Genomic DNA, 23,341 nt, shown 5'->3' with positions numbered 1-23,341 from the left:
GAAAAATAGTTTTTTTTATACAGAAGATTATGTTATAATTAGTTGAAAGATGTCCGCCGGGTATAACGGAGGGCACAAAAGGCAGAAAGAGGTGATTCTTATGGCAGGATTTCATGACATCATCGGCCATGACGATATAATCAGGCATTTGAAGAATGCGATAGAGACAGGGAAGGTATCCCATTCTTATATTTTTACAGGGGAACCGGGATCCGGCAAGAAGCTTCTTGCGGGGACTTTTGCGGCAGCACTGCAGTGTGAATCGGGAGAGTCTGAACCGTGTATGACTTGTGATTCCTGTAAGAAGGTGATCGGCAAGAATCATCCGGATATCATTACAGTAACTCATGAGAAGCCTGGAAGCATCAGTATTGACGAGGTGCGTGACCAGGTTGTGCGTGATGTGGATATCAAGCCGTACTGCAGTCCGTATAAGATATACATCATTCCGGATGCGGAGATGATGACGGTGCAGGCGCAGAATGCCATTTTGAAAACTATCGAGGAACCGCCGGAATATGCGGTGATCATGCTGCTGACAAGCAATATCGACAGTCTTCTTCCTACGATCCGTTCCAGATGTGTGCGTCTGGATCTGAAGGTGGTGGATGACAGTCTTGTGAAGGAATATCTGATGGAGCATCTTCAGGTGCCGGATTATCAGGCTGAGATCGATGCGTCTTATGCGCAGGGCAGTATCGGCAAGGCGAAGGAGGCTGCTACTTCTCAGGAGTTTGCGGATATGACTGCCAATGCCCTGAAGATTTTGAAATATGCCAATTCCATGGAGGTTTATGAGCTGACAGAGGCGATCAAGACTTTGACTGCTGATAAGAATAATATCAATGATTATCTGGATATTTTCCAGTTCTGGTTCCGCGATGTTCTGATGTTTAAGGCAACAAGGGAAATTGACAACCTGGTTTTTAAACAGGAGATTAATTTTATCAGAGAGCAGGCCAGCGAGCGTTCTTATGAGAATATCGAAAAAATCCTTGAGGCACTGGAGAAGACGAAGGTGCGTCTCCGTGCCAATGTTAATCTCGAACTTGCCCTGGAGCTCCTGTTCCTGACAATTAGGGAGAAATAGAATGGAAAAGGTAGTTGGAGTCAGATTTCGTAACGTTGGTAAGATTTATTATTTTAATCCTAAGAATTACAAGGTGAAGGTCGGCGATCATGTGATCGTGGAGACTGCCCGTGGTGTGGAGTATGGCCGTGTTGTCCTGGAGCCGCGCAGCGTGAAGGAGGACGAGGTGGTCCATCCGCTGAAGGAGGTTCTCCGTGTTGCAACGAAGGAGGACGAGGACCATGAGGCTGAGAACCGCCGGAAGGAGAAAGAGGCTTTTAAGATCTGCAAGAAGAAGATCCGTGAGCATGGGCTTGAGATGAAGCTGATCGATGCGGAGTATACCTTTGATAATAACAAGGTACTGTTTTATTTTACAGCGGATGGCCGTATTGATTTCCGGCAGCTGGTTAAGGATCTGGCGTCTGTGTTTAAGACCAGGATCGAGCTTCGTCAGATCGGTGTCCGTGATGAGACGAAGATCCTTGGCGGTATTGGTATTTGTGGAAGGACGCTTTGCTGTCATACGTATCTTTCGGAGTTTGCGCCGGTTTCCATCAAGATGGCGAAGGAGCAGAATCTTTCTCTGAACCAGACGAAGATTTCAGGTGTTTGTGGTCGTCTGATGTGCTGTCTGAAGAATGAGCAGGAGACTTATGAGGAGCTGAACCGGAATCTTCCGGGTATCGGTGATATTGTGACGACGCCGCAGGGTGTTTCGGGTACGGTCCAGAGTGTGAATGTTCTCCGGCAGATGGTTAAGATCGTGGTTGAGGTGAATGACGAGAAGGAGATCCAGGAGTTTCCGGTCCGTGATCTGAGGTTCCGCCCTAAGAGAAAAAAGGGTAAGGGTGGTGCCGGTTCTGCTGACCACGAGGAGAAAGAGGTTAAAAAGGGAGATTCGAAGCCGAATGAGAAGTGATCTGGTTTATTGCGGTGAGCGTGTGGATGATCTTCAGAATGGGTTGTTTGTGATCCAGGATCCGAAGAAGTTTTGCTTTGGGATGGATGCGGTTCTGTTGTCTGGCTTTGCCCGGGTGAAGAGGGGTGAGGTTGCTCTGGATATGGGGACCGGTACGGGGATCATTCCGATCTTGCTTTCTGATCGTACGGATGGGGAGCATTTCACGGGGCTGGAGATCCAGCATGAGTGTGCGGAGATGGCTGACCGTAGTGTGAGGTATAATGGTCTTGAGGACAGGGTTCGGATCGTTGAGGGTGATATCAGGGAGGCTGCCGGGATTTTTGGGGCGGCTTCTTTTGATGTGGTGACGTGTAATCCGCCGTATATGATCGGGCAGCATGGGTTGACGAATCCGCATCTTCCGAAGGCGATCGCGAGGCATGAGATTTTGTGTTCGTTTGATGATGTGGCTTGTCAGGCTGCCCGGGTCCTGAAGGACAGGGGGCGGTTTTTTCTGGTGCACAGGCCGTTTCGGCTTGTGGAGCTGATGGCAACTTTGACGAAGTATAAGCTGGAGCCTAAGAGGATGCAGCTGGTGTATCCTTTTATTGATAAGGAGCCGAATATGGTGTTGATCGAGGCTTGTAAGGGCGGGAATTCCAGGATTCGGGTTGAGCGGCCGCTGGTGGTTTATGAGCGGCCGGGGGTTTATACGGAGGATGTTTTGGAGTTGTATCGGATGGTGTGATGTTGTGGCTTAGGGTGGCTTGGGGTGGCTGCTCGGGAGGTTTTGGGCCATCGGCGCTGCGCTGGATGGCTGGGAGGTGATGGTGGCTGTGGGTCTTCTGTTGGTGAAGGGGCGGTGAGGGGAGGCAGGCTGCTGGTGGTGACACGCTGCGCCCCCTGCTCGGCTGCGGCGCCGGTTTGCTGCCATTCGCGCAAACTCGCTTCGCTCAAACAGTGCGCTCGGTGGCAGCAGCTATCCTCACCTCGCTGACGGGGGCTCCGCTAACGTCACCACCAGCAGCCTGCCTCCCCTCACCTGAGATTCAAAGCGAGAGATCGCAGCGCGTAGCGCGCTGAGTATCGAAGAATACAGACACCTTGCCAGAAGTGAATCACGGAGAAAGTGAAGAAATGAAATAATATCGGCACAGCGTAGTGCGTTGAATATCGAAGCATACAGACACCTTGCCAGAAGTGAATCACGGAGAAAGTGAGGAAATGAAATAATATCGGCATAGCGTAGTGCGCTGAGTATCGAAGAATACAGAGACCTTGCCGGAAGTGAATCACGGAGAAAGTGAAGAAATGAAATAATATCGGCATAGCGTAGTGCGCTGAGTATCGAAGAATACAGACACCTTGCCAGAGGTGAATCACGGAGAAAGTGAAGAAATGAAATAATATCGGCATAGCGTAGTGCGCTGAGTATCGAAGAATACAGACACCTTGCCAGAGGTGAATCACGGAGAAAGTGAAGAAATAAAATAATATCGGCACAGCGTAGTGCGCTGAGTATCGAAGAATACAGACACCTTGCCAGAAGTGAATCACGGAGAAGGTGAAGAAATAAAACAACATCGGCACAGCGTAGCGCGCTGAATACCGAAGCATACAGACACAAGTCAACAAATAAGAACAACGAATCCCTTGCACTACTTAAAAAAAGCCCAAGGGGTGTGCAGAGGGGGCGCGGCTTTGCGGCCCCTTTGCGGTTTTAAAAGCTTCCAAACTTAAACAAACCCCCGCTGTCAAGCGGAAACCCCTGCGGTCGAGCGGAATCCCCCCCGCGGTCGAGCGGAATCCCCCCGGAGGTCAAGCGAAATCCCCCACGGCCAAGTGGAAAAAAACTCCCCGCGGTCAAGCGAGAAAAGAGGCAAATATGAAACAAAACGGAAAACTATACTTATGTGCCACCCCCATAGGAAACCTCGAAGACATCACCCTTCGAGTACTAAAAACCCTTCGGGAAGTGGACTTAATCGCCGCGGAAGATACCCGCAACAGCATAAAACTGCTGAATCATTTTGATATAAAAACCCCCATGACCAGCTACCACGAATACAATAAGATAGATAAGGGCCATGTCCTTGTGGAAAAGCTGCTGGCAGGTACAAACATTGCGTTGATCACAGATGCAGGTACTCCGGGTATCTCAGATCCCGGGGAGGAGCTTGCCGCCATGTGCTATGAAGCCGGAATTGAAGTGACTTCGCTTCCGGGTCCTGCTGCCTGCATCACTGCTCTGACTTTGTCAGGCCTGCATACCAAGCGTTTTGCTTTCGAGGCTTTTCTTCCGGCGGATAAGAAAGAACGAAAAACGATCCTGGAGGAGCTTTCCTGTGAAACCAGGACTATTATCCTGTATGAGGCGCCTCACAGGCTTGTACGGACCCTTGGTGAGCTCAGAGAGGCGCTTGGCAACCGCCGGATGACTCTTTGTAGAGAGCTGACCAAGAAGCATGAGACGGCATTCCGGACTACGATCGATGATCTGATGGATTTTTATAAAGATGAGAAGCCGCTGGGTGAGTGTGTTCTCGTGATCGAGGGCAGGAGCCGCAGTGAGATGGAGGCGGAGAAGCGTGCTTCCTGGGAGGAGATTTCCATTGCGGAGCATGTGGCAATGTATGAGCAGCAGGGGAATTCCAGGAAGGATGCCATGAAGCTTGCTGCCAAGGATCGTGGTGTTTCCAAGCGGGATATTTATAAGGCGCTTCTGGATGGAGAAGGTTCTGCTGAATGATCAGGTGTAAGTTGCGGCACGGATCGTAATAACGTGATCGTGGATGATTGAATAAGCTGCATACTGTGACCAAGGATTTTTTGGGAGCGTATGTGGCTTTTTTTATAGTAATAAAAAGATTACTGTTCATTGGCATCGCGAAGCGTGTTGCTGAGAACGGAGTGAACAGTAATATAAAAAGTACTGTGCGGATTTTGTCGAAATGATTTGCTTGCAGTACAGACCATATTGTGGTAAGCTGATCTTATCAAAAATAAAAAGCAGTTCCGGGATTCTATGGAAATGCTGTAAAAGCATATTTTTCTAAAAATAATCTTATTTTTCTATTACATTTCATATATCAGGCAGATTGCCTGTCATCTCAGAAAATTCATGCTTTTTTCCATTTTTCAGCAGGAGTTTTCAGATGAGGCTCCTTGAGATCAAAATAGAGGAGTCGTGTATGATCGTAAACAAAAACAGAACAAACAGCTCTAACCTGCGGCAGTGGCATCCTGCATTTTTTGCTGATATCCAGATAGAACTGGAGTCAGAAAGGGAGAATCTGATTTTTGAGAATGAGCATCAGCTTGGGACGAAACCAATGGAGATCGATGCGCTTGTGATCAAAAAGAAGACCGATATCCCCATTAATAAAAACATCGGAAGGATCTTCCGGAAATATAATATCATTGAGTATAAGAGTCCGACGGATTATATAAGCATCAATGATTTTTATAAGGTGTGTGGATATGCATTTTTTTATAAAGCGGATACGGTAACTGAGGATGAAATCCCAATTGAGGAGATTACGATCTCTTTGGTAAGCAGGGCATATCCCCGGAAGATGCTCCGACATTTGAGGGAGTTTTGGAAATGCCGGATAAAAAAGATAGAAGAAGGAATTTATTACGTAACAGGATCTAAGATCCCAATTCAGGTTATTGTAACGGAACAGTTGTCGAAGCAGAAAAATCTGTGGCTGAGAAGTCTGACTGATAGAATAAAAGATAAGGAAGATATGAAACGACTTCTCAATGAATACAGAGAAAAGCAGAAAAATCCTTTGTACGAATCAGTCATGCAGATGATCGTAAGGGCTAATGAAGAAAAATTCAGGGAGGCGGATTGTATGTGTGAAGCATTAAATCGGATCATACAGGATCAGATTGAGGAAAAGATAAGAAAAAGTTTACAGGCTGGCTATGATGAAGGTTATGGAATTGGAATGCAGGATGGAATAAAGGATGGGATGCAGCAGGGAATGCAGCAGGGGATGCAGCAGGGAATGCAGCAGGGGATGCAGCAGGGAATGCAGCAGGGAGAACATAGTATTAACAGTTTGATCCTCTGTCTTGCTGAACTGGGCAGGACGTCTGATATTATAAAATCGGCATCAGATCCGGAATACCAGAAGAAATTGTTAAAAGAATTTGGGCTTTTACTGGAGTAGCTGAATATTCCATATATTTTAAGCGCATATTGTGCTGTGTAATTTGAAATTGCATTCAATAAGATACTTTTTTGCCTGTATTTCCTATGATTTTGCGTGGAAATACAGGCTTTTTTGTGCTATAATAAACTCTGTATTCGTATGTAAAAAATATTTATTTTACAGGTATAAATGACACTTCCGGAGTGGGTTTGAGAATTGCTTTCTGCAAAATGAAAATACAGTATTTTCTGAAATTAACAGATCAGTTTTTCTTGCTCAGGATTTGATGTAATAATTTCTGAAGCTGCTATGGTTCTGCAGAAATGAATTTTCAAATACGTCCGGATGACAAGAACAGGAGGAATGACATGGGCGCAGAGAATACAGAATACGGCGCGGATCAGATCCAGATCCTGGAAGGACTGGAAGCCGTACGTAAGAGGCCTGGAATGTATATCGGAAGTACCTCCAGCCGTGGACTTCATCATCTCGTATATGAGATCGTGGATAACGCAGTCGATGAAGCACTGGCTGGTTTTTGTACGGAGATCCATGTAGATATCAATCCGGATAATTCCATTACAGTTACAGATAATGGTCGTGGTATTCCGGTTGGCATCAATCATAAGGCTGGTATTCCGGCAGTTGAGGTTGTATTTACCATTCTTCACGCAGGCGGTAAGTTCGGCGGTGGAGGATATAAGGTTTCCGGTGGCCTTCACGGTGTTGGTGCATCTGTTGTAAATGCACTTTCCGAATGGCTGGAGGTTACCATCTACCGAGAGGGTAAGGAATACAGACAGAGATATGAGCGTGGCAAGACTATGTACCCGCTGAAGGTGGTAGGTGACTGTGAGCCGGGGCTTTCCGGTACGAAGGTTTATTTCCTTCCGGACAAGGAGATCTTTGAGGAGACTGTTTATGATTATGATATCTTAAAACAGAGACTTCGTGAGATGGCTTTCCTGACTAAGGGTCTTCGTATCGTACTGGAGGATAAGAGAGAAGGCCAGGAGCGCGAGAAGGTATTCCACTATGAGGGTGGTATCCGTGAGTTTGTAAGTTATCTGAACAGAAGCAAGGAGGCTCTTTACCCGGAGATCATTTACTGTGAGGGTGAGAAGGACGGCGTGTCTGTAGAGGTTGCGCTGCAGCATAATGACTCCTATACAGAGAACACCTATGGCTTTGTAAACAATATCAATACACCGGAGGGTGGTACGCATATTACCGGTTTCCGTAATGCGATCACCAATACATTTAATGATTATGCACGTAAGAACAAGCTTCTTAAGGACAGTGAGCCAAACTTAAGCGGTGATGATATCCGTGAGGGCCTGACTGCGATCGTCAGTGTTAAGATCGAGAATCCGCAGTTTGAGGGTCAGACTAAGCAGAAGCTTGGAAACAGTGAGGCCAGAGGTGCGGTAGACAGTGTTGTAAGTAAACAGCTGGAGATTTTCCTGGAGCAGAATCCTGCAGTTGCCAAGGCTACAGTTGAGAAATCTGTTCTTGCACAGAGAGCCAGAGAGGCAGCCAGAAAGGCACGTGACCTTACAAGAAGAAAATCCGCACTGGACAGTATGTCACTTCCGGGAAAGCTTGCAGACTGTTCTGACAAGAATCCGGAGAACTGTGAGATTTATATCGTAGAGGGAGATTCCGCGGGTGGTTCTGCCAAGACAGCGAGAAACCGTGCCACACAGGCGATCCTTCCACTTCGTGGTAAGATCCTGAATGTTGAGAAGGCACGTCTGGATAAAATTTACGGAAACAAAGAGATCAAGGCAATGATCACTGCCTTCGGAACCGGAATCCATGAGGATTTTGATATTTCCAAGCTTCGTTATCACAAGATCATCATTATGACCGATGCCGATGTTGACGGTGCACATATCGCAACACTGCTTCTGACCTTCCTGTATCGGTTCATGCCGGAGCTGATCAAGCAGGGATATGTATACTTGGCGCAGCCTCCTCTCTATAAAGTGGAGAAGAACAAAAAGGTATGGTATGCATATGACGATAATGAGCTGAACAATATCCTTACCGAGATCGGACGTGACGGAAACAATAAGATCCAGCGTTATAAAGGTCTGGGTGAGATGGATGCCGAGCAGCTCTGGGAGACTACTATGGACCCTGAGAAGAGAATCCTTCTCCGTGTGACCATGGACGAAGCTGCCACATCTGAGATCGATCTGACATTTACCACTCTTATGGGAGACAAGGTAGAGCCAAGACGTGAATTTATCGAAGAAAATGCAAGATTCGTTAAGAATCTTGATATCTAGGAGAATAAAGAAGAATGGAAGATAATATTTTTGACAAAGTCCACGAAGTGGATCTGGAAAAAACGATGAAGGAATCTTACATCGACTATGCCATGAGTGTTATCGCCTCACGAGCCTTGCCTGATGTAAGAGACGGTCTGAAGCCGGTACAGCGCCGAGTTCTGTACTCTATGATCGAGCTGAATAATGGTCCTGACAAGCCACACAGAAAATGTGCGCGTATTGTCGGTGATACCATGGGTAAATATCATCCGCATGGTGACAGTTCCATCTATGGTGCGCTGGTTAATATGGCTCAGGAATGGTCCACAAGATATCCGCTGGTTGATGGACATGGAAACTTTGGTTCTGTGGATGGTGACGGTGCGGCTGCCATGCGATATACAGAGGCACGTCTCAGCAAGATATCCATGGAGATGCTTGCTGACATCAACAAGGATACGGTTGATTTTCAGCCGAACTTTGATGAGACAGAGCGTGAACCGGTTGTGCTTCCGGCACGTTTTCCGAACCTTTTGGTAAACGGTACTACAGGTATTGCGGTAGGTATGGCAACCAATATTCCGCCGCATAACCTTCGTGAAACTATCAATGCAGTTGTTAAGATCATTGACAACATTGTGGAAGAAGACAGAGAAACAGCTATGGAGGAGCTTCTTGAGATCGTAAAGGGACCAGACTTCCCTACAGGAGCGACCATCCTCGGAACGAGAGGCATCGAGGAAGCTTACCGTACCGGACGTGGCAAGATCCGTGTCCGTGCGGTGACAAATATCGAAACTTTGCCAAACGGTAAATCTCGTATCGTAGTTACCGAGCTTCCGTACCTTGTAAACAAGGCACGTCTGATCGAGAAGATCGCAGAGCTTGTCCGTGATAAAAAGATCGATGGGATCACAGACCTGAACGACCATTCCAGCCGTGAGGGTATGCGAATCTGTATTGATCTTCGCAAGGATGCCAATGCCAACGTGATCCTGAATCTGCTCTACAAGCATACACAGCTGCAGGATACTTTTGGTGTGATCATGCTTTCTCTTGTTCCGAATCATGGAAGCATGGAACCGAAGGTTCTGAATCTGAAAGAGATGCTGGAGTACTATCTGGAGCATCAGGAGAATGTAGTTCGCAGAAGAACACAGTATGATCTTAATAAGGCACAGGAGAGAGCCCATATTTTGGAGGGTCTTCTGAAGGCACTTGATAATATTGACGAAGTGATCCGCATCATCCGCGGTTCCCGCAACGTACAGATCGCCAAGCAGGAGCTGATCGACCGTTTTGAGCTGACAGATGTGCAGGCACAGGCAATCGTGGATATGCGTCTCCGTGCACTGACAGGTCTGGAAAGAGAGAAGCTGGAGGCTGAGTATGCAGAGCTTATGGAGAAGATCCGCAAGTTCCAGGCAATCCTTGCTGACCGCAAGCTCCTTCTCAGGGTGATTCGTGAGGAGATTCTTGCCATTGCAGAGAAATACGGCGATGACAGAAAGACTTCCATCGGATACGATGTATATGATATCTCTACAGAGGATCTGATTCCGAGAGAAAATACAGTGATCGCAATGACAAAGCTTGGTTATATCAAGCGTATGACCGTTGACAACTTCCGCAGCCAGAACCGTGGCGGCAGAGGAATCAAGGGTATGCAGACTATTGAGGATGACTATATCGAAGAGCTTCTGATGACGACAACGCACCATTACCTCATGTTCTTTACTAATACAGGACGTGTATACAGACTGAAGGCATATGAGATCCCGGAGGCCGGTCGTACAGCCAGAGGAACTGCAATCATCAATCTTCTGCAGCTTGCACCGGGAGAAAAGATCACAGCTGTGATCCCGCTTCGTAAATATGAAGAGGGTCACTATCTGATGATGGCCACCAAGAAAGGTCTTGTGAAGAAAACTCCGATCAAGGATTACGAGAATGTCCGTAAGACAGGTCTTACAGCAATCGTTCTCCGTGATGATGACGAGCTGATAGAGGTTAAGGCTACTGATAATAACAAGGATATTATTCTTGTGACCAGGGACGGACAGTGTATCCGCTTTAAGGAAACGGATGTCCGCAGCACAGGCCGTGCGTCCATGGGAGTAAGAGGTATGAATCTTACTGACGGTGATGAAGTTGTTGCCATGCAGCTGAACACCCAGGGAGATTATCTGCTTGTAGCTTCTGAGAACGGAATGGGCAAACGTACAGCCATGAGTGAGTTTGCTGTCCAGAACCGTGGCGGTAAGGGTGTGAAGTGCTACAAGATCACCGAGAAGACCGGAAATGTTGTCGGCGCCAAGGCTGTCAACGAAGAGAACGAGATTATGATGATCACTACAGAGGGTATCATTATCCGTCTGCAGTGTGCGGATATCTCTGTCCTTGGAAGGATCACCTCCGGTGTGAAGATGATCAATCTTACAGAGGGTGTAACCGTTGCAAGTATCGCCAAGGTAAGAGATAAAGATCCGGAAGCAGATACAAATGCCGAAAAAGCTGACGGAGAAACCGGCGATAACGAAGAAGGCTCTGCAGAGGAAGCTGTCACAGGCAGTGAAGAAGAATAAGGTCGAGGATAAGTCATGACGACGACAAAGAAAAAACGCAGAAAAAAATCTGTAAAGAAGCTGAAATACTCTAATAAAAAACTGAATTTTGTCCACATTGCGACACTGGCGGGGATCATTTTGATCCTGCTGGTGATCGTTCTGGCGGCCAGGGGCTGCGGAAAGATCAGCCACAGAACTCCGGAGGGAGTTGTGGAAGGCTACATCAAAGCGGCAGCAGCAGGCAAGAATAAAAAGATGCAGAGCTGTTACAGTGCGGATAAGCTATCGGATGAGGCGAAAACAGAGATTTCCTCCACGATAAAATATTTCCAGGCCCATGGAGTAAAGGATGTAAATATCGACAGCTGTGGCTCCATTTCTGAAAACAAAAATTATTCTTATGTTTATATCCGCTATAATCTTGTTCTGGAGAACGAGCAGGAATATCCATGTATCAGTACCTATCTTGTAAAGGTCCAGGACAAAAAGTATTATCTGTATGCGCCTTCTGAGATTTCAGATAAGATCAGCCAACAGGCTGCCCAAGACTATCAGAAATTTATGACTACGAAAACCTATACAGATTATACAAAAGCTTATGAGGTTTTTCTGAAAAAGAATCCGGGATACGAGGATAAGATCGCAGGGAAACTGAACGGATAAAGCAGAGGCGGGAGGATGTAAGAATGAAGCGGATTTTACTGATGGTGCTCAGAAATATAGTCTTTGTTCCTTACTGGTGGATCAAACTTTGCTGGTATGCAGCGCATACAGATGATTATCCGGAAGAGAAGAAATACGCATTCCTGAGACAGGTAGATGAGCGTGCCATTGAAGGCGGAAATATCCATATTGATGTGCATGGAGCTGAAAATATCCCAAGAGAAAAGGGGTTTATGTTTTTTCCGAATCACCAGGGTCTGTTTGATGTGCTGGCGATCATCCGGGCCTGCCCGGTTCCTTTTTCGGTAGTTGCAAAGAAGGAAGTTGGAGAGATTCCTTTTCTGAAGCAGGTTTTTGCCTGTATGAAGGCCTTTATCATTGACAGGGAAGACCTGAAGCAGTCCATGCAGGTTATTGTCAATGTAATACGGGAAGTGAAGGCTGGTCGTAATTATCTGATCTTTCCGGAGGGAACCAGAAGTAAAAACGGAAATCATCCGGGACCGTTTAAGGGCGGCAGCTTCAAGACTGCTACCAAGACGAAATGCCCGATCGTTCCGGTTGCACTGATCGATTCCTTTAAGGCTTTTGATACAGGTTCTACAGAGAGGATCACCGTACAGGTGCATATCCTTCCTCCGATGTATTATGAGGAATACAAAGATATGCATACCACAGAGATCGCAGAAGAAGTGAAGAGACGGATCGAAAAGGTGATCGAAGAGAATATCTGATAAAAACAGAAAATACTCCGATGATGTTCAAATAAAAACATCATCGGAGTATTTTTTACTTTTGAAATGTATATATTGCACAAAAACGAAACGCTTTATTTGTGAATTGTCAAACGTATACAACCGAAAAGTTTGATGGTAACATATAAGCATCTGTTGAAAATGACCAAAAAATATAAAAGAGGACTACAAAATGAAAAAAGAAGAATACCTTTCTCTGATCGATGAGGTGATCGCACAGGGACCATACACGGATACCTGGGATTCTCTTTGTGAGCATCCTGTACCGAAGTGGTATGCAAGAGATAAATTCGGAATTTTTATCCACTGGGGTGTTTACAGTGTTCCGGCATTCGGAAACGAATGGTATCCCAGAAATATGTATGTGAAAGGCTCTAAGGAGAACCTGCATCATACAGAGAAATACGGAACTCTGGATAAATTCGGCTACAAGGATTTTATTCCTCAGTTTAAGGCTGAGAAGTTTGATCCGAAGGAATGGGCGGCATTATTTAAAGAGGCGGGGGCGAAGTTCGTAGTTCCGGTAGCGGAGCATCACGATGGATTTCAGATGTATGCCAGTGACCTTTGTCGCTGGAACGCCGCTGAGATGGGACCAAAGAGAGATATTCTCGGAGAACTGAAGACAGAGGTTGAGAAAGAGGGAATGGTTCTCGGTGCTTCTTCTCACAGAGCAGAGCATTACTGGTTCTTTAACGGAGGTCGTCAGATTCCGGAGGCTGATGTCAATGATCCGGAATATGCGGATCTTTATGGGCCGGCAGCAGGAATTACCAGAGATATGACTGATATTTATGACAATCCCCCGACGGAGGAGCATATGCAGGATTGGCTTGTCCGCACCTGCGAGATCGTAGATAAATATCAGCCATCCATCGTATATTTTGACTGGTGGATACAGCAGTATGCATGGAAACCGTATCTTCGTAAATTTGCAGCATATTATTACAACCGTTCTGCACAGTGGGGAAAAGAAACAGCCATTGATGCCAAATTTGACGCATATGTTTACGGCAGCGCAGTCAATGATCTGGAAAGAGGGCAGTTAGACCATATCACACCGGATCTGTGGCAGAATGATACTTCTGTAGCCAAGAATTCCTGGGGTTATACCATTGGAAATGATTATAAGAAGCCTTCCGATGTAGTGCTGGATCTGATCGATGTAGTCAGCAAAAATGGTGCACTTCTTCTTAATATCGGACCGAAGCCGGATGGAACAATTCCGGAAGAGGATGCATATATCCTGAGAGAAATGGGAAAATGGCTGAAGGTAAACGGAGAGGCAATATACGGAACCAGATACTGGAAGATATTCGGAGAGGGACCGACGGTAGTTCCGGAGGGACATTTCACGGATACCTATGATAAGAACTTTACTTCTGAGGATATCCGTTTTACAAGTAAGAGCAATCATATTTATGCGACTGTTCTGCACTGGCCGGAGGATGGAGAAATCCATATCAAAGCTCTTGGCAATGATATGAAGCTTTTGAAATCCACGATCCGGGATATTGAGATCCTCGGAACAGATCTGCATCCGGCATTTGCGAGAAATAAAGAACTGGATATTTCCTGCGGAAGAGGGGTTATTGAGGCGGGTGATATGCCAGTGGTATTGAAGATCACAGTAGAATAGCTGTTGGGGGAAGCAAGTAAATTATAATGTCCTTTTTAAAGGACAGAAAGGATAAGGTATTTAAATTATGGGAGATGTAAGATTCACAGGAAACTGGAACTCTGTAAATGCACACACAGTTCCAAAATGGTATGATGATTGTAAATTTGGAATTTTTATCCACTGGGGAATTTATTCCGTGCCGGCTTTTGCACCGCATACATGGGAACTGGGAGAGGTTGATTCCAAGGAATGGTTTGCGGATAATCCGTATGCAGAATGGTATTACAATTCTCTGAACATTGGAAAAGGCCCTACATATAAGCATCATATAGAAAAATACGGAAAAGATTTCAAATATGAAGATTTTATTCCTATGTGGAAAGCTGAAAACTGGGATCCAAAGCAGTGGGCAGAGATCTTCAAAGAAGCAGGTGCGGAGTATGTTGTTCTGACAACCAAGCATCATGACGGATTCTGCCTGTTCCCAAGTAAATATACACATTTCAATTCCGTAGAAATGGGACCGAAGAGAAATATCACCGGTGAGCTGACAGAAGCTGTCCGTGACGCAGGAATCCGTATGGGCCTGTATTATTCCGGACTGATCGACTGGCAGTATGCAAACGATCCTATTTTTGAGGATGATGATCTGTTTGGAACAGCCAGCCCGACATTTGCATATGCAGATTATTCCTATAATCAGATGAAAGAGCTTGTAGATGATTATGCACCGAGTGTGTTCTGGAATGATATCGGATGGCCGACACAGAGTGAAGAGATGATGCCGTATTTCTTAGCACATTATTACAATAAGGTTCCGGAAGGTGTGGTAAATGACCGTTTCAACGGACGTTATCACGATTTCCTTACTAAGGAATATAAATCCGGTTCTGTAAACAGAAATGAGAAATGGGAGATGTGCCGTGGAATGGGCTTATCCTTCGGTTATAATGCCAACGAAGGCGATGACAAGCTGATCTCTGTTCCGGATCTGATCTCACTTCTTGTCGGAACAGTGGCAAATAACGGAAATCTTCTCCTGAACATCGGACCGAAGGCAGACGGAACTATCCCGGAGGAGCAGGTAAGAAGACTGAAGATCCTGGGTGCATGGCTGAAGGTAAACCATGACGGTATTTACGGAACACGCTGCAGTGACCGTGAATCTGAGCTGCTTGAGAATGGAATCGAGCTTCATTATACACAGAAAGACGGAAATCTGAATGTGTTTGCAGATCATCTTAAGGAAGGCGCAAATGAATTCCTGATCAAAGGCTACCACGGAGCGCTGAGACCATTTGATCCGGCAGTGAAGGTAGAAACTGAAGATACTGCAGAGGGACTTCTTGTGAAAATCCCGGAATATAAAGAAGATATGTATGTGGTTGGATTAACCAACAGATTCTAAATGATGAACATGAGGACCGGATGTATGCTGGTCCTTTTGTTGCTGCATGGGAGAAGATCGTGGATATCCGATCGATTCTCAGGGAGGGAGCTTTTATGTTTGGGAAAAAAATCGCAATACTGTTATCAACGGCAATGATCCTGACAGGGTCCTGTGTATCTTCTGTGGCTGTACATGCACAGACCGGTTATGCGGCTGAATATGCACAGGAAGCATCGGCAGCAGGCGTGCAGAGCACTGCAAAGCTTGTTGCGAAGGGCTCCTGCGGAAGTAAAGCTGTTTACCGGTTGTACTCCAATGGAAACCTGCAGATACAGGGAAAAGGGGAGGTTAAGGTTACCGATAATTTTTCATACAGATCAGCAATGATAAAAACAGTAACCGTTGCATCTGGGATCACGGGAATCGGTGACAGAACCTTTTCAGGCTGCAGAAATATGAAGAGGATTTCGTTGCCGGGAACTTTGCGGAGTATTGGGGTAAGAGCATTTGGAGATACTGCGATCACCAGGATCAAGCTTCCTGATGGACTGAAAAGCATTGGTGCATATGCTTTTTACCAGAGTAAGCTTACGAGTCTGGATGTACCGAAAACTGTAACAAAAATTGATGAATATGCTTTCAGTTACTGTAACAGTCTGGAATCTGTCAGCATTCCGGGAAGTGTGAAAATATTACCGGAATCGTTATTTGAGGCGGATATGAAGCTGAAAAAGGTTACGCTTGGACCGGGTGTTTCCAGGATAGAAAGAGCGGCCTTTCGGCATTGCGGTTTGACAGGAGTAAGTTTTCCGGACAGTGTCACGGTTATTGGTGAAGGTGCGTTTTCTTTTTGTGCAGATCTCAGAAAGGTGTCGTTGCCGAAGAAGCTTACAGAGATCGGGAACGGTGCATTTAATAATTGTCGAAAACTGGGGAATATTACAGTACCTGCCAGTGTGAAAAAGATCAGAAGCCATGCTTTTTATGATTGCCTGGCTATGAAAAAGATTACGATCCTCAACAGTAAAACAGTGATAGAAAAAGAAGCGATCGGCTATAATTTCAATAGTGGAAAAAATAAAACTTTTGTCATTGCCGGAAAAAAGAGTTCTACTGCTCAGACTTATGCAAAGAAAAATGGGTTCCGTTTTTTGAACAATACTGCCGCAGTAAGGACCGCAAAGATGACCGGCGTGCCCAAAACAAAAACCATACTTCGTGGAAAAACATACACGATCCAGGCAGTGACCGTGCCGTATTACAGCGACGAGAAGATTCTTTTCCGTTCCTCGGATCGCAGGATCGCTACGGTAAATTCCAAAGGTGTTGTAAAGGGAATCCGAAAAGGGACGGCCGTGATCACCGTGCAGAGCGGAGCGAAAAAACTGAACTGTAAGGTAACGGTGAAGTAACGATGAAGCAGGCGTACGTAAAATCGCCATAACAGTGAAAGAATACAAAAGAAAATAAAAACAGAAGCCCGGCAGATGAAACATGGAGATTTTTCACATGTGCAGCTGCCGGGTTTTTATAGTAGAAAAAATGTTAAAAAATGTCTGTAAACAGACAAAATATGACAAAAATATTCTAAACAAAGCTTGATTAAATGTGATGGGAAATTTATAATTTTATTATAAATGTGAATTTGAAAATGGGGGAAATCTATGAAGAAAAAGAATATTGCATGGCTGCTGTCTGCGGCTATGATCCTGACAACAGCGGCGGCTCCGGTGGAGACAGTGTCTGTGTATGCGGCTGAGGAATTTCAGGCAGATGAAACAGAAGTAGCAGGAACAGAAAACGGAGATACAGCGACAGAGACAACAGCGGAAATTGCAGTAGATGCAGCGGAAAATGAAACTGCAGGAGCGGATGAAAGTGAGGAAACTGTCGCTGCAGCGTCAGACGCAGAAGGCGAGGAAGAAATTGAAAGTGAAGTATCCGATGAGAATGCGCAGGCTGACGATACCAGTAATCTGGAGATGTTTGACGACAGTGCAGAGGAACTGAATGTAGAGACAGAAGCAGACAGCTCTGAGAATGTAGAACTGGAAGCAGAAGTGGAAAATGGTTTTTCAGATGGAGAAGCTGTGATAGCTGGTGCGGGCGACAGTTCGGAAGTTGTTGACAGTGGAAGCTGTGGAAGTAATGCTACTTATAAGCTGTATGGGGATGGACGGCTTGTGATTGAAGGTAGTGGTGTGGCATTTTCCTGGCAGTTTAGAAATGATGAAAGGATTAAAAGCATAGAAATTGGAGAAGGAATTACTTCTCTTAATTGTGGGTCATGGGATGGTATATTTCAGGATTGTAAGAATTTAACCAGTGTTACATTACCAAAAAGTTTAACAAGTTTGGGAAATTATACATTTTCAGGTTGTAGTAATTTAAGTACAATTATATTGTCGGAAAACCTGACAAGTATTGGAGAATGCGCATTCAGCAATTGCGATAGTTTAAGCAGTATTAATATTCCTAAGAGTGTGTCAACAATAGAAAGAGAGACATTTTATGGATGCAGCAATCTGAAAGATGTTGTATTAAAGGATGGAGTAACGACTATAGGTGAAGGTGCATTTCAGTATTGCAGCAGTCTGAGCAATATTAATATTCCTAAAAGTGTAACATCAATAAAACAGAGAGCATTTAGCCAATGTGGAAAGCTGAATAATATTGTATTACCGGAGGGACTTACAACTATTGAAGAAAGTATGTTCTATAATTGCAATAGTCTGAGCAGTATTAATATTCCCAACAGTGTGACATCAATTGGAAAGGCTGCGTTTGAGAACTGCAGCAGCTTAAGCAATATTGTTTTGCCGGATAGCCTGACAACTTTAGGAGAGAACGCATTTGGAAATTGTGAGAAGCTCAGCAATGTAACACTTTCCAAAAATCTGAAAAGTATAGAAGCGAATACTTTTTATAATTGCAGTAGCCTAACAGCTATTGAAATTCCGGATAATCTGACAGATATAGGAACAGGAGTATTTTCCGGTTGTTCAGATTTGAGAAGTGTTAAACTTCCATACGGACTTAAACGTATAAATAATTCTATGTTTTCAGGGTGCGGAAGATTGAACAGTATTGTAATTCCAGACGGTGTCACAGAAATTGGAGAAGCGGCTTTTTCAGGCTGTGGAAGACTGACGGAAATTAATCTGCCAGCTGGAATGACAACGATTGAAGCTGGCGCATTTAGGAACACTGGGGTAACAGAGTTCAAATTACCAAATGGTCTGAAAACAATCGGAGACAGTGCATTTTCAAGTGGTCAATACAGTACGATGATAGTTCCGGGATCCGTAACAGATATAGGAAAATATGCATTTGCAAGTAATGACAATTTAAAAACAGTTGAACTTCCGGACAGTATCACCGAAATCAAAGACGGTACATTTGATGATGATGACAATCTTGAAAGCATAAAATTCCCGAAGAATCTGAAAACAATTGGAGAGCATGCATTTACCTGGTGTCGTAGCATTAAGAGTCTAGAACTTCCAGATAGTGTAACAGAAATTGGGGAATATGCATTTTCAATCTGTTATGGTCTCGAAGCAATTCATTTATCAAAAGGACTGACAAGTGTTGTATATGGTACATTTGTAGACTGCAGTAAACTTAAAGACATCACCATCCCAGAAAATGTAACCAAGATTGACACCGATGCATTTAAAGGCTGCCAGGCGCTCAGAAGTGTTTACATTCCAGGAAATTCTGTAAAAATCGAGAAACGTGCGATCGGCTACAATTCAGATACTGAGAAGAACAGTACACTTGTGATCATAGGCCATAAAGGTTCCACAGCCGAAACCTATGCAGCAGGAGAAAGCTTTGCCTTCCATAATGTTGCAGATCCGTTAACACATTATGCAAGTGTTGAGCCAACCTGTATAAACGAGGGAAATATCGAATACTGGCATTGTAATGTATGTGGAAAAGATTTCAGTAATGAGGCAGGAACTGTAGTTTCCGGTGAGACCAAAATCGAGAAGCTTGAACATAAATTTACCTGGGTTGACTGGAAAGAAGCAACCTGTACCGAAGATGGAAACAGGGAGTACTGGCACTGTGAATCTTGTGGAAAAAATTATGATGATCCATACGATGGTAATGAATTAGAATCTGTAGTATATCCTGCAACAGGCCATGAACTGGAATTAGTTCCGGGATTAGCTGCCAATTGCTGGAACTCAGGCAGACGTGAATACTATCAGTGCATGAAATGCGGAAAGTGTTTTCTGGACAAAGAGGCAAAAAAGGAGATTTTTGATCCGAATGATGAGTTGATTACTCCTATACTGGGGCATGAATGGTCAGAATGGAAATTGCGGGAGATTGCAACAGGTGCTCATGGATACCAGATTGGAAAAAGCTACCCGATAGATGCATCAGAGGCTTATCAGAATGAGAGAACTTGTAAGCGGTGCGGACAGATAGAATTTGGAGAAATTCTGACTTATACGGTCCATGTTAATGTAGATCAGATTACCCTGAAATATGGCCAGTCCACAACTGCAGTCCGTGCTTCCGGTTTTACAAAAGGAGATTATGTAAAGAGTGTAACAGCAAGAAATAAGAATCTTGTAACAGTGTCCAATGTCAGCAAAAATGGTACATTCAAACTTACTGCAAAAAACAAATCCGGAAAAACGTATGTGGATATTAATTTAAAAAGTGGAGTATCAGTTGCTGTAATGATAACCGTTCAGAAAGGCAAGGTATCTACCCGCTACATCACCAACCTGAAATCCACCCGCATCTACAAAGGAAAAACAGTAACTCTGAAACCAGTTCTTGACCCGATCACAAGTCAGGATAAGGTTACATACAGCACTTCCAACAAGAACATCGCAACTGTAAATTCCAAAGGTGTTGTCACAGGAAAACAGGTAGGCACTGCCAAGATCACAGTAAAAGCCGGAAGCAAAAAATCAGTTGTTACCATCAAGGTAATGCCAAAAGTCAAAACAACAAAACTCACCGGTGTACCAAAAACAAAGACCGTGAACAGAGGAAAAACCTTCACCATCAAAGCCGTTGCAACACCAAGAAATACCGATGAGAAGGTCACTTACAGATCATCTAACAGAAAGATCGCAACGGTCACATCCAAAGGTGTTGTAAAAGGCATCAAAAAAGGAACTGCAACCATTACCGTTCAGAGTGGTTCCAAAAAACTGACCTGTAAGGTAACGGTTAAATAATTCAAAGGATATTAGTAATCAGCATTTGTTATTTACTCATAGTTACATCTTATATGTTTGAGCACGCAAAACAGACTGGAACTTGATAAGAATATATATCAGGTTCTCAGTCTGTTTTTATATATTGCAGGCAAAAAAAGAACACGTTTTCACAAAATAAGATTGACTTTTTTCAAAACTCTCATTATCATATAAAGCATATTTAATTACTATGAAATAAGGAATGATAAAAAGTTCTGTTACACTGATGATGCTGAGTTACACAGATGACGTTGAGCAGCTTACAGGACTGGCAGCGGGCAAATTTTTTTTCAGAGGGAGGGGACGGGTACATGTCCATCAAGAAGATCGCAGAAAAGGCAGGGGTTTCACCGGCGACGGTTTCCAGAGTTTTGAATAATCCCAATTATAAATGTTCTGTTTCCGGACTCAGGGATAAGATATGGAAAACAGCTATCGAGATGAATTATGTGCCCAACGAGGCGGCCCGGAATCTGAAAAAAGGCGTTTCCGCAAAGCAGGAGAAAACCTGGTACATCAATATCCTGATGACAAGAACCGATTCTTCCACGACCGATCCGTTTTTTGCAGAGCTGCTTCGGGTGATCGAAAGTGAGATCCATGATAAAAACTGCATTCTTTCCAAAGTATGGTATATGTCTGTGTTTTCCGATGACCGGAAGTGCCGAAGAGAGAATCTGGACCGGTTGATCGACGGAATGTATGACGAGGTGGACGAGAAAAGGGATGGTCTGATCATTATCGGCAGATGTAATAAAGAGGCTTTGAAGAAGCTGAATAAGAAGTATAAGAGTGTGGTATCGGTGAACCGGAATTCTACCAATTATGAAGTGGATGAGGTCCTTTGTGATGGGAAAAAGATCGCAGCAGCGGCGGTGGAATATCTGATCTCCCTGGGTCACAAAAATATCGGATATGTTGGCCAGTGCCACAGCGAAGACCGGTATAACGGATATCTGGAAACACTGAAAAAGCATGATCTGGATGTGATACCTGAATATGTTATCGAAACAAAGCAGACTGAGGCCGAGGGTTATGAAGCTATGGAAAAGTTTTTTCAGTCGGACGACATGCCGACCGGAATTTACTGTGCCAATGATATTTCGGCGATCGGAATGCTGAAGTGCCTGAATAAATTTCGGAACCGGTATTATATGCCTTCGATCATATCCAGTGATGATATCCAGGAGGCACAGTTTACCAGGCCGATGCTGACAACGATGAGCCTGCCTAAGAAAGATATGGGAAAATTTGCATTATACCTGCTGCTGGACCGGCTGAAGGGCGGGCATTCCGGTATTGTGCGAATGGAGCTGGAAGGCAGACTGATGATACGGAACAGCTGCAGCAGTGTGGAGGACAGTATGTGGAGCGATTATTGTATATGAGGATTGCGGATACGCAGATATAATGACAGACAGGATGCGGTTGCGCTATGGCCAGAATATTTTCTGTGAAAACGTTTTCAAATATTCATATTTAATTAATGGGAATAATATGGTTTAATGTATTCAATTCAAATAAAAAAATTACAGAACCACAGTAAACGGAAAGAACAGGTATGATTTGACAGTGAAATGAAGCATTTACATTGTTGGGAAAAAGATTTCTAAATAAAAATGTGGTTGTAAAGGAGTACACAGATCATGAAAAGAAAACGCATCGCAGGTGTCTGCATCACACTGGCAGCAGTGGTACTGGCAGGAACTTTTGCAGTATCGGGAAACAATACAAAGGATAAAAATCACGTGGAGATCATCAATGTATCCTATGATCCGACCAGAGAATTTTATGAAGCATATAATAAGATTTTTTCAAAATATTGGAAAGAGAAAACAGGTCAGAGTGTGGATGTGATCCAGTCTCATGGCGGTTCCGGAAAGCAGGCTCTAGAGATTTCCAATGGACTTCCTGCAGATGTGGCGACACTTGCGCTGGAATATGATATCGATGCGATCCGGAATGCCGGTCTGATCGACAAGGGATGGATTGATGAATATCCGGATGACAGTGCTCCTTATACTTCCACCATTGTATTTCTTGTTCGGAAGGGAAATCCGAAGAATATCCAAGACTGGGATGATCTGACAAAGGATGGTGTGGGGGTGATCACTCCCAATCCGAAAACATCCGGTGGCGCCCGCTGGAATTACATGGCAGCATGGGCTTATGCCAATGAGAAATATAACGGCAATGAGACAGAGATGAAAGCCTTTATCAAGAAGCTTTACAAAAATGTCCTGGTTCTGGATTCCGGAGCAAGAGGGGCCACAACCTCTTTCGTGGAAAACGGGCAGGGTGATGTGCTGATCGCCTGGGAAAATGAAGCGTTTCTTTCTGTAAGGGATAATCCGGATGATTACGAGATCGTAACGCCGGGCATCAGTATCCTGGCACAGCCATCCGTTGCTGTTGTAGATGAAAATGTGAAAAAGCATGATAATGCAGAAGCTGCGAAAGCATATCTGAAATATCTGTATTCCGATGAAGCTCAGGAGCTGATCGCTGAGAATTACTACAGACCGGTTGATCAGACGATCCTGAAAAAGCATGCAGATACTTTTAACCTGAAAGTGAAGCTGACCACGATCAAAGATTTCGGCGGCTGGGATGCAGTTCAGAAAAAGCATTTCGCAGACGGCGGAGTGTTTGATGAGATCTATGAAGAGTAGAAGAGTCAGAGATTTGCAGCAGCTCAGAGA

Annotated in this window: 15 protein-coding genes; all 15 read left to right on the top strand. The window is 44.6% G+C overall.

The features are described from left to right. Positions 1-100: 100 nt before the first annotated feature. A complete protein-coding gene (gene holB / locus MUB50_RS13470) occupies positions 101-1,090 on the top strand; it encodes a DNA polymerase III subunit delta' (RefSeq protein ID WP_015526578.1) in 990 nt (329 codons plus the stop codon). A gap of 1 nt (position 1,091) precedes the next feature. Next, entirely contained in the window at positions 1,092-1,991 is a 900-nt protein-coding gene (locus MUB50_RS13465) for a PSP1 domain-containing protein (RefSeq protein WP_118516007.1), read from the top strand. Beyond that, complete coding sequence (locus MUB50_RS13460) at positions 1,981-2,721, top strand: tRNA1(Val) (adenine(37)-N6)-methyltransferase (RefSeq protein ID WP_059086497.1); 741 nt, start codon at positions 1,981-1,983, stop codon at positions 2,719-2,721. The genes MUB50_RS13465 and MUB50_RS13460 overlap by 11 nt, the downstream gene beginning before the upstream one ends. A gap of 1,137 nt (positions 2,722-3,858) precedes the next feature. Then, positions 3,859-4,722, top strand: a complete 864-nt coding sequence (gene rsmI / locus MUB50_RS13455; RefSeq protein WP_244791620.1) for a 16S rRNA (cytidine(1402)-2'-O)-methyltransferase — start codon at positions 3,859-3,861, stop codon at positions 4,720-4,722. Between the two features lie 442 nt (positions 4,723-5,164). After that, a complete protein-coding gene (locus MUB50_RS13450) occupies positions 5,165-6,154 on the top strand; it encodes a 3-isopropylmalate dehydrogenase (protein WP_244802544.1) in 990 nt (329 codons plus the stop codon). A 350-nt stretch (positions 6,155-6,504) separates the two neighbouring features. Then, positions 6,505-8,430 (top strand): DNA topoisomerase (ATP-hydrolyzing) subunit B, encoded by a 1,926-nt coding sequence (gyrB, locus tag MUB50_RS13445; protein WP_118516005.1) that lies wholly within the window; start codon positions 6,505-6,507, stop codon positions 8,428-8,430. A gap of 14 nt (positions 8,431-8,444) precedes the next feature. Continuing rightward, on the top strand, positions 8,445-10,997 hold the full coding sequence (gene gyrA / locus MUB50_RS13440) for a DNA gyrase subunit A (protein ID WP_118625749.1): 2,553 nt from the start codon (positions 8,445-8,447) through the stop codon (positions 10,995-10,997). Between the two features lie 15 nt (positions 10,998-11,012). Further along, a complete protein-coding gene (locus MUB50_RS13435) occupies positions 11,013-11,642 on the top strand; it encodes a hypothetical protein (protein ID WP_243101222.1) in 630 nt (209 codons plus the stop codon). Positions 11,643-11,665: 23 nt separating this feature from the next. Beyond that, a complete protein-coding gene (locus MUB50_RS13430) occupies positions 11,666-12,376 on the top strand; it encodes a lysophospholipid acyltransferase family protein (protein WP_118625751.1) in 711 nt (236 codons plus the stop codon). Positions 12,377-12,569: 193 nt separating this feature from the next. Beyond that, positions 12,570-14,036: an alpha-L-fucosidase gene (locus MUB50_RS13425; protein WP_118625753.1), complete on the top strand. Its 1,467-nt coding sequence runs from the start codon at positions 12,570-12,572 to the stop codon at positions 14,034-14,036. Positions 14,037-14,103: 67 nt separating this feature from the next. Further along, positions 14,104-15,426: an alpha-L-fucosidase gene (locus MUB50_RS13420; protein ID WP_118368789.1), complete on the top strand. Its 1,323-nt coding sequence runs from the start codon at positions 14,104-14,106 to the stop codon at positions 15,424-15,426. 95 nt (positions 15,427-15,521) lie between these two features. Then, the gene (locus tag MUB50_RS13415) at positions 15,522-16,820 is read left to right on the top strand and encodes a leucine-rich repeat protein (protein WP_182434005.1); all 1,299 of its coding nucleotides are present in this window, start codon (positions 15,522-15,524) and stop codon (positions 16,818-16,820) included. 252 nt (positions 16,821-17,072) lie between these two features. Then, a complete protein-coding gene (locus MUB50_RS13410; protein ID WP_118625757.1) occupies positions 17,073-20,618 on the top strand; it encodes a leucine-rich repeat protein in 3,546 nt (1,181 codons plus the stop codon). A 332-nt stretch (positions 20,619-20,950) separates the two neighbouring features. Further along, positions 20,951-22,027, top strand: coding sequence for a LacI family DNA-binding transcriptional regulator (locus tag MUB50_RS13405; RefSeq protein ID WP_118625759.1), 1,077 nt, complete (start codon positions 20,951-20,953; stop codon positions 22,025-22,027). Positions 22,028-22,285: 258 nt separating this feature from the next. Beyond that, entirely contained in the window at positions 22,286-23,311 is a 1,026-nt protein-coding gene (locus MUB50_RS13400; RefSeq protein ID WP_243101221.1) for a sulfate ABC transporter substrate-binding protein, read from the top strand. The last annotated feature ends 30 nt before the right edge of the window (positions 23,312-23,341 follow it).

The sequence above is a fragment of the Blautia sp. NSJ-140 genome (genome assembly GCF_022868965.1).
Classification (GTDB): Bacteria; Bacillota; Clostridia; order Lachnospirales; family Lachnospiraceae; genus Blautia_A.
Note: the sequence above shows the minus strand (reverse complement) of the source record. Positions and strands in the feature narration are given on the sequence as shown.